Below are 13,324 nucleotides of genomic sequence, written 5' to 3' on the forward strand. Positions count from 1 at the left end.
TGCTCACAATAATCTGTTAATGCAGGCAACGCCCCCACCGCACCTTTGAATAAAGCGCCAAACTCAGTGGTGATTTTTAACCAGTTTTCAGCTGGTATATTCAATCGATTGAGAATATCCTGACTACTCGCGCTGATGGCGCCACGTTTATCATCACGAATAATCCGCCCAGTATCTTCAACCAGCACAATGTAATCTTTGACGCTAAACATTAAACCATTGGGCATATCTAAACGCTCATTGCCCACAAAGGGAAGCAACGCTTTTGGTTGCTCACCGTTTATAGCTGAATTAATGCGACGCTGAATACTGGTGTGATCGGAGGTTTCAGGTGTTGCAGCCATTTGCGCGCGAATTGGATTCAAATCAACATACGCCATACAGGCGAGTACGGCGGCATCATCTAACAAGGCTTGAGATTTAAACCGCCCTTCCCAAAAACGGCCTGTACACTTATCTTCTTTATTGGCCATTCTAGCAATCGGTTCACTCAAGGAACGCATAAACCAACTAATATCGGTTAAACGTTCTCGATATAGCGCAATACAATCATTAACCGTCTTGAATTCAAACTCATTAAGCACTTCACCTTTAATAAATTTGTGGGTTAACAAGTTGCCTTTAAAGCATTTATGCCATTGGGTAAGTACATCAATATCAGACCATTCTTTGGCTTTATCCACATCGACTTTAAGCACGACATGTAAATGATTACTCATCACGGCATAAGCACAAATATCAATCGCAAAAATCGTCGCCAATTCAATAATACGCGAATCAACCCACTCTCGGCGATGTTCATAGTTATCACCAGTCGACTTATCAAATCCACACAAAAATGCTTTGCGCACCACCCGCGTACAGCAGTGATAGTAAGGGGTGTCTTCTAAGCTCACGAGTGTTTTTCTAGATCTGGCCATCTTCAATCACCAAGTAATGAGCAATAACTAAAGCCTAGTAGGGTGTTTAACATTTAGCCAACTAGAATGGGTGGCCATGTTAATTACAAACAGAGAAAATAGGAATAGCTAATGTGCATCATAATAAACATCATTATCGTGACTATTATTTTCTCCTCTACGGTTACTACATCATTCGCGGATGAAAATAACGAACTAATTCAAACATCAAAAACGTCACCAGGAACAGTAATCCAATCAACAACACTAGGTAAAACACCAGTGACTATGCCAACTTTAAGCTCAGCTATTAGCTCTGGAACTCGTTCCGCCAGCAAACAAAGCAATAAAGCACTCGATCACGATTATCACGATTATCACGATTATCACGATTATCACGATTATCACGATTATCACGATTATCACGATTATCAGAAAAATATGCCTAAAGTGATGTTGTGCCAATTCCAACGGAATTCCCAGCTTAATGAAGAGTATTCAACTAAAAAGCAATCGACTGACAATACCCAAGATACTGAATTAATAAAAGATCATAATCAAATAAATAGTATAGGTATTGGTTTTCCTGGTTACCGAGAACAAGGAGGCACAGCTTTTCCACAAAAGCAACAATATGCAAAACCACCACAAATTATGACAAAAATGATTGATGCAATACCGTCGCAAAATAATCAATTACAAATGAGCTCATCGCTAATTGAGGCTCCACAATATATTGTAAACTCACGTAAAATGATAAATGAACAACGTAAAAAAATACTTCATGCCGCAGCTTTTGGCGATGTAAAAACCGTAAATATACTGCTAAAAAATGGAGCAAGCGCCGATGCTAGAGCCAAGGATAGAATAGGACGAACAGCATTAATGTTAGCCGCTTTAAGTGGTCATATTGAAATGGTTAATTCTCTGCTAGAACACGGTGCAAGCGTAAATTTAAAAGACAAAACAGGACATACAGCACTTAATTGGGCAGCCAATCGATCACACCTACAAATTGTGAAAATTTTGCTTAGTAATGGAGCCGATATTAACACCCAGGATAATAGCGGCACATCCCCACTCTTATATGCCATTGCAACCCGTAATATCAAAATGGTTAGTTTACTGTTGTCACATGGGGCGAAACCGAAATAGAAAGCAGCGTAAGTAAGATGACACCTATGCTACTTGCCATTGAATATAACGATCAAGAATCGATTGACCTTTTACTCGATAACGGAGCTGATGTTAATGGCACAAATAGTGATGACTTTTCGCCAGTAATGGCCGCAGCAGAAAAAAATCAGCTTAACACGGTGCAAAAAATTATCTCCCATGGTGCACAGGTAAACCTATTTGATAAAAAGCATTTTACAGCGCTGTTATATGCAGCTGAACATCAACACATGGCTGTCATGCAGTTATTATTATCTCAAGGAGCAAATATTAATGCTGTAGATAATAAAGGTAGAAACGCAGTTATGCGCGCCAAGCAAAAAGGCAATAATGACGTTGTAAAATTATTATGTGAACAGGATACTAACTTAAATGCTGATGATTGCTCAGAACCTAGCCAATATTAATTGACCACAACATCCTTATCGTAACCTTGAATTGAGCGTTCGCTTTATCAAAGTTAAATTACGTTTTAATCAGCTCTTGATTAGAGAGAAGATAATGATATTTAGCTCACACTGTTACTTCTTTGATTCTGATAAAGCCTAATGTTTCCATTTTCGATGTAATATTCCGAACTTCATTTTGGCTGGTCGCGGATATATGTCATCATCTTGAATAGCTAACTTAATATTTCCATGCTTTAGGACGTTATTTACTTCCAGTCCTGTCCATAAGATTTGATAATCAGCAGGAGTTAGCTTAGGTATTTCAAAAGAAAAAATGGTATTGCCACCCTCAGGCACTTGAGTATCTAATACAAGCAGGAAACCATCATTATCCTTAATAGTTATTGAATCTAAAGTTACACTCTTATCAAAGGTGATTTTCATCCTGCACGGTGTAGCCTCAATAAACTCAGCCGTTACACCACTACGACCTTGAGTTATCTCATTGGCAGAAACTGCATTTACAGCCAGTAAAATAAGCATCAATAAATATTTGTCCATCTTCATTTAAATACCTCATTCTTGGCTAAGCAGAAAATTAAGCTATTGATAATTAGATAATATTATTTAACACAACGTACCTGAATTTACTATTGGTGTAATCCAGTATCGACAAGGGTTATGCTGACAAACTGTAGACAAAGCGCTCAACAATTTTTCTTGATTATCATCTGAATGCATAATTTCAAATTTATAAAACTCACGATAACCTTCAACCTGCTCTTTAATATTAAAATGGCTGTGCTCACGGCTAAAACCACAAATATTACTGAGACTAAAACCTGATAAAAAATCTAGTTCGATAAGAGTATCCACAATATCGTCCTTGATATCGTTTTGGGCAATAAGCACTAATAATTGCTGTGTAATCATTGGCGTTTCTCCAGCCAGTAATAAAGGATGGGCAATAAATAAAGTGTGGTGATTGTTGATGTCAATAATCCTCCAATGACAACAATGGCTAAGGGTTTTTGAATCTCTGCACCTGGACCTGATGCAAATACTAATGGCATTAAGCCAAACATGGCTGTAGTTGCAGTCATTAATATAGGTCGCAACCGTCTAGCTGCGCCTTGTTCTACTCGGACTAATAAATCACTGAACAAATGTTTGCTCTGTTCGTAATAACTCACCATAACAACACCATTAAGCACAGCCACACCTAATAGCGCAATAAAGCCAACCGAGGCAGGAACTGACAGGTATTCACCTGAGAAATATAAACTCACAATGCCGCCCATCATGGCAAATGGAACGTTAGCGAGTATTAGACCAGATTTAGCCAATGAACCAAAAGTTGTGAATAAAATCAGAGTGATTAACGCTATTGCAATTGGAATTACGAGTAATAAATTATTGGTAGCACGTTGTTGGTTTTCAAACTCTCCGCCAAAACTGACACTGTATCCACTAGGAAGCTTTATTTCATTCGAGATCTTAACGTTGAGTTCTTCAACAAAACTAACAATGTCGCGCCCCTCTACGTTAGTAGTAATAACTGAGAAGCGATCACCTTGCTCTCTTTCGATTAAAATAGGTCCTTCTTTATAGCTTAACTTGGCGACATCGGTAAGACGTTTAAGTGAATGATCAGGCATAACCAACAATTGATTTTGTAACTCATGAACACTACTAATTCCGTCTCTATTATTCGCTATCAATATTGGCGTGCGCTTCTTACCTTGCAGCACTTCAGAAACTACAACCCCTTCCAGTTGGCTTTTTAGATATCGAGCAAACTCTATTGTACTCATGCCAAAACCGCGGGCTTGTTCATTATCTAAGGTTAAATTAATAAAAGGACTTCCTTCAATCATAGACATTTTGACATCAATACTCCCTTTCGTCATTTTCACTAATGCATCTATTTGAGATGTTAGTTTTCCAAGTGTATCGATGTCAGTCCCAAATACCTTAATCGCAACATCACCGATACTTCCGGTAAGCATTTCTGAAACCCGCATTTGGATAGGTTGAGTGAAATTAAAGTTCACCCCAGGAAAGTTAACCAGTTCAGTACGAATAGAATCTATTAATTGATCCTTATGCGCAAAACGCCATTCACTCCGTGGCGCAAGCTCCAAAAATACATCGGTTTCATTCAGACCCATTGGGTCTAAACCAATTTCATCAGATCCTGTACGTGCAACCATCTGTTTAATTTCAGGAACCTGAGTTAGTAAGGTCTGTTGGATTTGCTTATCAATTGCGATAGATGCTTCAAGTGAGATGGAAGGAGATTTCTCTAACTGCAAAATAATGTCACCTTCATCTAAAGTCGGCATAAAGGTTTTTCCAACCAAGCTAAACAATCCTAGGCTAACAACCAGTAGCGTAAAGACGACAACGATAAAAGACTTTTTGTGAACAAATATGATTTTAAGACTGGTGAGGTATGTCGCTTTTAGTTTCTCGATTGCCTTCGGTTCCTGCGCACTTTTTTCATTGACCAAGTAAGAGGCTACAACTGGGATGACTGTCAGCGATAATATTAAAGCAGACAGCATTGCAAACACTATTGTAACTGCTACAGGAGTAAATAGTTTCCCTTCTAAACCAGTTAATGTCAGTAGTGGCGAGAATACAATCATCACAATTATAGTGCCAGAGACCACTGGAATAGCGACATCTTTTGTAGCACGATAGATAAGATGTAAACGAGGTAAACGCTGTTTGGTTGCGATGAGATTTACCATGTTTTCAACCACTACCACAGAGGAATCGACTAGCATACCAATAGCAATAACTAATCCACCCAAGCTCATGAGGTTAGCTGAGAGGTTGAATAGATCCATCATGAGAAATGTCATCAATGCAGCAAGGGGCAAAGACAATGACACCACTAAGGCTGCCCTCACATTCCCTAAGAATAAAGCTAAAAGCACAATGACTAAAACTACAGCTTCAAACAATGCACTTGATATGGTATCAATCGCTGTATTTATAAGATTCGCCCGATCATAAAAAGTATTGATAACACTGCCTTCTGGTAATGTTGTACTTATCTGTTCAAGCTTTTCTTTTATACTTTCGACCACTTGGGCAGTATTAGCATCTTTAAGCGCAATAATTAACGCTTCAGCAGCTTCTTCTCCGTCCTTGGTCACCGCTCCGTAACGAGCTAAGTGACCTACTTCAATATCAGCTAAATCTCGAAGACGATACACCTTGGCATTATCGGCTTTTATCACCAATTGTCTCAGTTCATCTATATCATCAATTCGACCTTCAGCACGTACGATAATTGTATCAGTGCCGATTGTCAGCTTACCGGCACCTTCATTGTGGTTATTCTCGGTAATAGCTTGTTGCAGTAACGAAAAACTTACCCCTGCAGCAGCCATAGCTGAAGGATTGGGGCTAATACTAAAACTCTTAGCGTACCCGCCTAAAATATTCACATCAGCGACACCTGCTACGGTACGTAACAATGGGCGAACTTCCCACTCTAATAACTGCCTACGTTCTATCAAAGATAAATTAGGATTTTCGAGTGTGAACATAAATATTTCGCTCAGCGGCGTACTCATCGGTGCGACCCCTCCAGAAACCTCCTGAGGAAAGCTATCCCACACAGCAGCAAGTCGTTCACTCACCTGTTGCCTTGCCCAATAGATATCAGTACCTTCAGTAAAATCAAGGGTGATATCGCTGATAGCATATTTGGTCGTGGAACGTAAAATTGCCTGATGAGGTATTCCTAATAACTCTGTTTCAATAGGTACAGTGATCTGTGCTTCTATTTCTTCGGGAGTCATCCCTGGCGCTTTTAAAATAATCTTAACTTGGGTGGGTGAAATATCAGGAAAAGCGTCAAGAGGAATTGAAAACCAAGCTCTAGCGCCTGCCAATATTAATATTAGCGCAACAATTAAAACGAATAGGCGCTGAGTGAGAGAGAATCTAATCACGGAAGCGAGCATATTATTCGCCTCCCAAGCCAAGTAGTATCCCTTTTACTGCTGCAACAGATTGAGTTAATACATAAATATTGCTTAAGTCTTGATCGCTAGCAACTATATATTCATTAGAAGTAGAACCTAGAACCTCGATAGTGAGTGCAGATAATATCGATGCTGTTTTGGCAAAAATTTGGGTCTCTTGTTGCCAACTAAATACGCTAGTTTTAGGTAATAAATACACTGCTTTTTGATATTCAGGAATAACGGTAATTTGTTGTCCTAGTAATAAGTTACAACCTAGAGGAACTGGCATTGACCAAGCAGTTAAAAAAACACCATCTGCAATGGCTGAAACTTCGTCTATTGAAACATGACATTGGTTAATATTTACTGCCGACAGTGAGGTAGATTGATTCATAGGCACATTAATTTTAATACGAATACTATCTGCTGGAATCAAAGAAAATAACGCTGCACCTGCATTATATGAGCTACTAAGGTTAGTAAGATTAACTATACCTGCTATTGGAGCTCTAATGACTAATGACTCTGTAGAAGTATCAATACTTTCAACCAGTTCCATAAAGTGCTGCATGTGTTGGTATTTAAGTTGAGTGCTGAGATAGTCTTGACTGATCTCACGCCATTTATCAATACTAATACTATTCGTTTTTAATAAGGATTTATTGCGTTCATAACGTTGCTTAGATAGATCAAACAGACTTTTGGTAGCCTCAATTTGAGCAAGAAAATGAAATATTTCTGGCCCTGTTAACCTTACAATAGCTTGCCCTTTAGTCACAGCTTGGCCCTGGGCGACTAAGTAAGTTACCTGTTGAATATTTTCAGGTGTTCTGACCCAATAATCATTACCAGGTAATCGTTCTATTTGGGCTGGAAGTGAACTCCCTTCATAACTTACACCTTTCTGTGGCTGCGTGTACTTAAGTTCTAAACTACCCAACTCTGCAAGTGATATAGTCTTCGCACACACGAAGCTAGCAGATAAACACAAAGGTATACACACAAGGCTAACGCCAAATTTGGCCATCATAATGAAATTCCTAAAGCTTGCAGTTGTTGAGAGTGGAGTTGCTGCTGAGTGATTTGGTTTAGTAATAAACGTGATTCAGTATCAAGTGCATCCATATAACGACGCAGCCAAATTTCATAACTAATTTGACTCTGGTCTTTAACTTTGGCTAAATCTTCTGTAATTGTCCGACTCAGCGAGACACCACGCTGTAACAATAACTGTTGCTTCCTGAGGTTTTGCTGTTTCATAGCTAGCTTTTCTGTTTGGGTCTTTAATTCAAGATAGGTACGCTCACTATTTAAACTCTGTTCTTGATGGTCTTTTTGCCAAATAGAAAGTTCACTTTGTGATAATGCTGATCCCAAGCTAATCGGTATACTAATTCTCAAACCTAATTGTTGGTCATTAAATTGATCGTCAGCGGTTTCTTTAGCAGTTAAGGATAATGTCCATGAATCCTGCTCTCCTGCTTGCTGGCTTTTAATGATCAACAGTTGTTGTTGCTGCCGTAATGATTGAATTTGCCATAAGGGATGTTGGATTAATGCATCATTAATCCCATGATGGATACTTAAATTAGCTTCAGTAATTTCACGATATTGTTCATTAATTTTCTGCGGTATAACGCTCAAACCAGTAACTGAATTAAAAAGAGAAAGAGCTTCACTCTGTTGTTGCTTAAGAACAATTTGATCTAAATCAATATCTACATGTTCTCGTTCCAGTAGCAATATATTCACTTTAGGCAATTCTCCCGCATCAGAAAGTTGCTTGTGCTGAACATATAGCTTGTCTAATAATTTTGCTTTACGGTTTAGCTGTTTTATTTTCACTGATGCTATGCGGTAATCCCATATGCTTTGTCTGAGTAATCCAGATAAGTACAATTTCTGTAACGCAACTTGCTGACCTTCAAGTTCCAGCGTCAACTTTTTTAGTCGTTTATCACTATTATGTAAACCGAATGACTTGATTGGTAAGTTAAGTGATACTTCTTGCTCGTAAATGTTACTATTATCAAGACTACCAAGGTAACTTAAGCTGATGCTTGGTAACCCTGTTAACCAAGTCGAACTAGTCAATTCAAACGCTCTACCATCATTTAATGGTGTTCCGTTAAGTTGCGTCACGTTTAATCTGTTTCGACTGATTTCCAGCAGCTTAGACAATTCATTACTAGGAGTTGCAAAACTATAGGTGCCACTAGTTAAAACGATGAGGATACATAACTTGATACTAAACTTAATAGCAAACATAAGTGATTTCTATAACCCAAAATGTATACTCATATTAATCACTTAAATGTTAAAGCACATGGGGAAAATGTATCATAAAAGCCTTTATAGTACATATGTACCATAGCCCAAGCTAATGATTTTATTATATTAAAATAAATACTATTTTTTGGGCTTCATTTATTACCAGTTACGAGTTGTAGGATTTATCTCATGAAAAAAGATGTATTCATTATTGTATTATTGCTACTGATAACAATGTTTAAACTATTTGACATCTTTGCTGATTTACAGCTTGATATTCCTGCTTGGCACATTGCACAAGAAAGTGTTCTTGTACTACTTACAATAATCGGTAGCATTTATTTAGGCTTTGATCTAATTCGAAGCTCTCGCCAAGTAAAAGCCCTAAGATCTAAATTAGCGAGTGCAGATAAGCAGATTAATAATATGTCGGGCCAAATGCGTGCTGCTAGACAAGAATACAGCCAAACCATCGCAGCTCAATTTGACTCTTGGAGTTTTACTAAAAGTGAACAACAGGTAGCTCTTTTACTGCTAAAGGGGCTGAGTTTTAAAGAGATTGCCGAAGTTCGACTCACAAAAGAAAAAACGGTCCGCCAACAAGCTTCCAATATTTACAGCAAAGCTCAAGTAGATGGTCGCCACACTCTCTGTGCATGGTTTATGGAAGACTTTATTCAAGAATAGTTATATAGGTAGCTTAAGCTATTGAGGACCTGCGCTCGAGCGTGTAAATCATTTCATCAACATAACGAATAAAGTCATTAATACAGGTTTGATGGTCTATGGTATTGATGATTTTTTCAGCGTGCCTGCGACATTTATATTGCGTCTATTTATTACTAATGTGACTCTAGCTCTGGCGTGAGTAAACAAAGACACTTTAATATCATAAGGAAAGCCTTTATCGCGTAACTATTTGTCTAAACAGATACGTGTGAAGTACACACTATTGGGGGGACTCTACTGATAAAAAAAGCAGGGACATTGACTGAGTCAATCCTGAAACGGCAGATAAGTGCTTAAAAAATAGCTATTTCAAACTCTGCCAACAAAGCTATTTTGTTTTTATTGTGTATATATTCAATAATATTAGTAAGTTAAACGAAAAAAGGCTCATCATTACTGATGAGCCTTTCGTCTTGAATATGGCGGAGAGATAGGGATTTGAACCCTAGATGGGCTACAAACCCATGCCGGTTTTCAAGACCGGTGCATTCGACCACTCTGCCATCTCTCCGAACGAGCGAGATAATAGCTATCTCACTCGCTGCTGTAAAGCATAAATTTAAGATTCTTTACTGTTTGCTTAAGTTAGCATCAATCTGCGCTGTTTTTATTAGCGTGAAGTGCGATGCTAGCAGGATCTGGCTTTATGAAGTTATTTGTTACTGAAGCCCAACTATCATGCTTTGACAATAAATAGCCTAAGTAAGCAACAACAGCACTCAATACGATACCTAAACCGATAGTCACTTCATTATATTGTACGAACATCGCGACAATACTTGATGCTCCGAACGCCATACCAATCTGAAGGAAGTTTTGTAAACCTGCAGCTTTGGTGGCATTTTTACTGAACTGCTGTAAGGCATTGTTGACGACCAAAGGATAAGTCGCACCGTTAGCTGCAGCAAGTAATGAGAAGGTTACCAATAGCGGATAAATTGATTCCATTGGGATTACCAAAGTCGCTATTGCAATGGTTGCAACACAGAAGAAAAACAGTCCCAATAAATAATTAAGCGCCTGTGTGGTACCGAATTTTTTAACAAGTACTTTGCTCATGTAACCACCCACGATAAACATGATGGTTTGTGGAATAAAGCTCAAGCCAATGGCTTTAGCTTCATAACCAAATTTAATCATTACACTTGGCCATACCGTTAAATAACTAAAGAATGCTGCAGACAATGCACCAAATATAACCACGTTACCTAAAAACCGGGTGTTTTTTAAGATGGTTTTATAGCTGATGTTTTCTTGTGGTTCTGCTTGTTTGTTCTCTGGTGCAACTAACAGCTTGGTCATAACGATAAGCAAAACCGCAAGTATTGCTAAAGTAATGAAAACTGCTCTCCAGCCAAATGTATCAACAATTGATGCACCAATGAGAGGTGCAACAGCAGGTGATAGCGCAACTAAAGGCATGATGTTTGAAAACACTTTTTGCGCTTTTTCAGCATCATATTTTTCAACGACAATAGCTTGCCAAATTACACCAGCACTACAGGCACCTAACGCTTGGAAAAAACGTGCGATATTAAGCATAATAATCGAGTTACTGGCGACAATTAAGGCGCTGGCTGCTGCAAAGATAACTAAACCAATTATTAAGGCTTTTTGTTTGCCTACTTTTTCAACTAATGGACCATAAAGTAATTGGCCGATAGCTAAACCCGCTAAGAAAGTCGTTAATGAAAAAGCGACGTTGTTTAAGCTGGTATCAAATGAGTCAGCTATGTTTTGAAATGCAGGTAAATACATGTCGGTGGCAATAAAGCCCAGCATACTTAACAGTGCTAAGTAGCCTAATAAAATAAAGTACTGCACATTGGCAGAGGTAGATGATGCTTTTTTCATAAAAAAAGTGTCCGAAATTGGCTTAATTAAAAATCAGCGTGCAGTCTAATCACTTGCAAAAGCAATGTGAAACGTTTAGTTTTGATGACTGCATTCATAAATTTTCACAGCAAAGGATAGCAAGCTATGCTTTCAGAACAAGCATTGGAAATGATCGACATTGTCGCTCGCTTAGGTAGTTTCACGGCAGCAGCCAATCAATTACACAAAGTTCCTTCAGCAGTCAGTTATGCCGTAAAACAAATCGAAGATGAACTTGGTGTCATTTTGTTTGAAAGGCATCATCGCAGTGTCAGCTTAACGGAACCCGGTAAACATTTTGTCGCCCACGCAAGAGAGCTATTGGGTGACATGAATGACTTAAAGCGTAGCACTCAACGTGTCGCTAATGGCTGGCAACCGACTCTATCTATCGCTTTAGATAATATTGTCCGCGCTGATCGTATTAGTGTACTAATTGCAGACTTTTATCGTCACTTTGACGATGTTGAACTCATCATCCGTATTGAGGTGTTTAATGGGGTCTGGGAAGCATTAGCAACAGGTCGCAGTGACATCGCCATAGGTGCAACTACAGCTATCCCTGTGGGCGGCGTATATCAGTATAAAGATATGCGCGAGATTCAATGGTCGTTTTTAGTCAGTCGTAACCACCCTCTAGCTGAAATTGATCGCCCATTAACAGACGATGAATTACGCATCTATCCCTCTATTTGCTTAGAAGATACTTCAAGGGAAATACCCAAACGCACAACTTGGTTGCTGGCCAATCAGCGCCGATTAGTGGTGCCTGACTGGATAAGAGCATTCAATTGTTTCCGTGATGGCTCAGGTATCGGCTATATGCCTAGAAACCTGGCAAAACCCTTTATCGACTCTGGGGTGTTAATTGAAAAAACCTTAGAACATCCAAGAAATGCAAGCCCTTGCTGTTTAGCTTGGAATCAAGAAAAGATGTCCCCAGCCCTTGAGTGGGTTTTAGAATACTTAGGTGATACCGATAAGTTACATCAAGAGTGGCTCGCATAACCACAAAGCCAGCATCTTGATGACATTATTAACAAGTTGTAATGATAATTTAATGTTCAGTTCAGCTTTCTTAGTAAAAATGTTGTTTAGGACAATTTTTTATATGAACATGTGTCATTAAATAATAGTTAACATGACAGTGACACTTATATACCTTTAAGCTGTGTTCAAGCTAAGGTATTATAAATCTAAATAATTTAATAAATATCTTTTGTAGTGACTCTATTACGTCATTACAGTTTTTTTCGAGTCTATGGAGACTGTTATGAATCAACAAACTTTATCGGGCCATCAAGCTACAACGATGGAAACCAATAAACTGATCAAAAATACCTACATGCTATTGTCGATGACTCTTGCCTTTGCCGCAGTCATGGCTGGTGTAGCAATGATGATGAACATTGGCCCTTTCATGTCAATCGGACTATCACTTGGTAGTATCGTGGTAATGATGGTGACCCTGAAAAAAGCAGACAATGCTTCAGGGCTTGCATGGATTTTTGCCTTTACGGGTATGCAAGGTGCATCATTAGGATACATTTTAAACCACTACGCAGGTTTAGCTAACGGCCCTGAGCTTATTATGCAAGCGTTTGGCTTAACCTCAGTTATCTTCATTTCTTTATCAGCTTATGCAATTAGCACTAAGAAAGATTTCAACTTCATGGGCGGCTTCCTTTTTGCTGGTCTGATTGTGGTTATCGGCGCATCACTGATCAACATGTTTGTTGGTAACAGTGTTGCATTTATGGCTATTCAAGCTGCAGTAGCGATGCTGATGGTAGGCTTAATCCTTTATGATACAAGCCGTATCGTCAATGGTGGCGAAACTAACTATATCCGTGCAACGATTTCGTTGTTCTTAAACTTCATCAACTTATTTATGGCGCTATTACACTTAATGGGCATGGGTAACGATGACTAGGCGTTAAGTTACTTGGTTATTCATTTGGTTCTAACCTTGTGATTAATCGGTTTACTACGCTAAAAT

At 38.7% G+C, this 13,324-nt stretch carries 12 protein-coding genes and 1 tRNA gene; 5 read left to right on the forward strand and 8 right to left on the reverse strand.

Annotated elements, in window-relative coordinates; translation table 11 throughout:
* On the reverse strand, nucleotides 1–920 hold a 920-nt coding region (locus Q4533_RS09305), incomplete at its 3' end, for a transposase (protein ID WP_303502638.1).
* A gap of 111 nt (nucleotides 921–1,031) precedes the next feature.
* Between Q4533_RS09305 and Q4533_RS09310 the strand changes: the two genes are divergently transcribed.
* Both Q4533_RS09310 and Q4533_RS09315 read left to right on the forward strand, forming a co-directional pair.
* Nucleotides 1,032–2,054 (forward strand): ankyrin repeat domain-containing protein, encoded by a 1,023-nt coding sequence (locus tag Q4533_RS09310; protein ID WP_303502639.1) that lies wholly within the window; start codon nucleotides 1,032–1,034, stop codon nucleotides 2,052–2,054.
* 17 nt (nucleotides 2,055–2,071) lie between these two features.
* Nucleotides 2,072–2,482, forward strand: coding sequence for an ankyrin repeat domain-containing protein (locus Q4533_RS09315; protein ID WP_303502640.1), 411 nt, complete (start codon nucleotides 2,072–2,074; stop codon nucleotides 2,480–2,482).
* 138 nt (nucleotides 2,483–2,620) lie between these two features.
* On the opposite strand, the gene Q4533_RS09320 is transcribed toward Q4533_RS09315, so the two are convergent.
* The 5 genes from Q4533_RS09320 to Q4533_RS09340 are packed head-to-tail and all read right to left on the reverse strand — an operon-like array spanning nucleotide 2,621 to nucleotide 8,718.
* Nucleotides 2,621–3,031 (reverse strand): hypothetical protein, encoded by a 411-nt coding sequence (locus tag Q4533_RS09320; RefSeq protein WP_303446208.1) that lies wholly within the window; start codon nucleotides 3,029–3,031, stop codon nucleotides 2,621–2,623.
* A 60-nt stretch (nucleotides 3,032–3,091) separates the two neighbouring features.
* A complete protein-coding gene (locus tag Q4533_RS09325; RefSeq protein WP_303446209.1) occupies nucleotides 3,092–3,397 on the reverse strand; it encodes a DUF3240 family protein in 306 nt (101 codons plus the stop codon).
* A complete protein-coding gene (locus Q4533_RS09330; protein WP_303446210.1) occupies nucleotides 3,394–6,447 on the reverse strand; it encodes an efflux RND transporter permease subunit in 3,054 nt (1,017 codons plus the stop codon). The genes Q4533_RS09325 and Q4533_RS09330 overlap by 4 nt, the downstream gene beginning before the upstream one ends.
* Before the next feature lies 1 nt (nucleotide 6,448).
* Entirely contained in the window at nucleotides 6,449–7,480 is a 1,032-nt protein-coding gene (locus Q4533_RS09335) for a membrane fusion-like protein (RefSeq protein WP_303502641.1), read from the reverse strand.
* Entirely contained in the window at nucleotides 7,477–8,718 is a 1,242-nt protein-coding gene (locus Q4533_RS09340) for a TolC family protein (protein ID WP_303502642.1), read from the reverse strand. The genes Q4533_RS09335 and Q4533_RS09340 overlap by 4 nt, the downstream gene beginning before the upstream one ends.
* 192 nt (nucleotides 8,719–8,910) lie before the next feature.
* Between Q4533_RS09340 and Q4533_RS09345 the strand changes: the two genes are divergently transcribed.
* On the forward strand, nucleotides 8,911–9,408 hold the full coding sequence (locus Q4533_RS09345; RefSeq protein WP_303446213.1) for a LuxR C-terminal-related transcriptional regulator: 498 nt from the start codon (nucleotides 8,911–8,913) through the stop codon (nucleotides 9,406–9,408).
* A gap of 462 nt (nucleotides 9,409–9,870) precedes the next feature.
* Here Q4533_RS09345 and Q4533_RS09350 read toward each other — a convergent pair.
* Both Q4533_RS09350 and punC read right to left on the reverse strand, forming a co-directional pair.
* Nucleotides 9,871–9,961 (reverse strand) — tRNA-Ser (locus Q4533_RS09350).
* An 80-nt stretch (nucleotides 9,962–10,041) separates the two neighbouring features.
* Nucleotides 10,042–11,304: a purine nucleoside transporter PunC gene (punC, locus tag Q4533_RS09355; protein WP_303502643.1), complete on the reverse strand. Its 1,263-nt coding sequence runs from the start codon at nucleotides 11,302–11,304 to the stop codon at nucleotides 10,042–10,044.
* Between the two features lie 126 nt (nucleotides 11,305–11,430).
* Here punC and punR point away from each other — a divergent pair, with 126 nt between their 5' ends.
* Nucleotides 11,431–12,333, forward strand: a complete 903-nt coding sequence (gene punR, locus Q4533_RS09360) for a DNA-binding transcriptional activator PunR (protein ID WP_102437403.1) — start codon at nucleotides 11,431–11,433, stop codon at nucleotides 12,331–12,333.
* 265 nt (nucleotides 12,334–12,598) lie between these two features.
* Complete coding sequence (locus tag Q4533_RS09365) at nucleotides 12,599–13,258, forward strand: Bax inhibitor-1/YccA family protein (RefSeq protein WP_102437401.1); 660 nt, start codon at nucleotides 12,599–12,601, stop codon at nucleotides 13,256–13,258.
* Nucleotides 13,259–13,324: the final 66 nt, after the last annotated feature.

Source organism: Shewanella sp. 6_MG-2023 (assembly GCF_030547195.1).
In the GTDB taxonomy this organism is placed as follows: domain Bacteria; phylum Pseudomonadota; class Gammaproteobacteria; order Enterobacterales; family Shewanellaceae; genus Shewanella.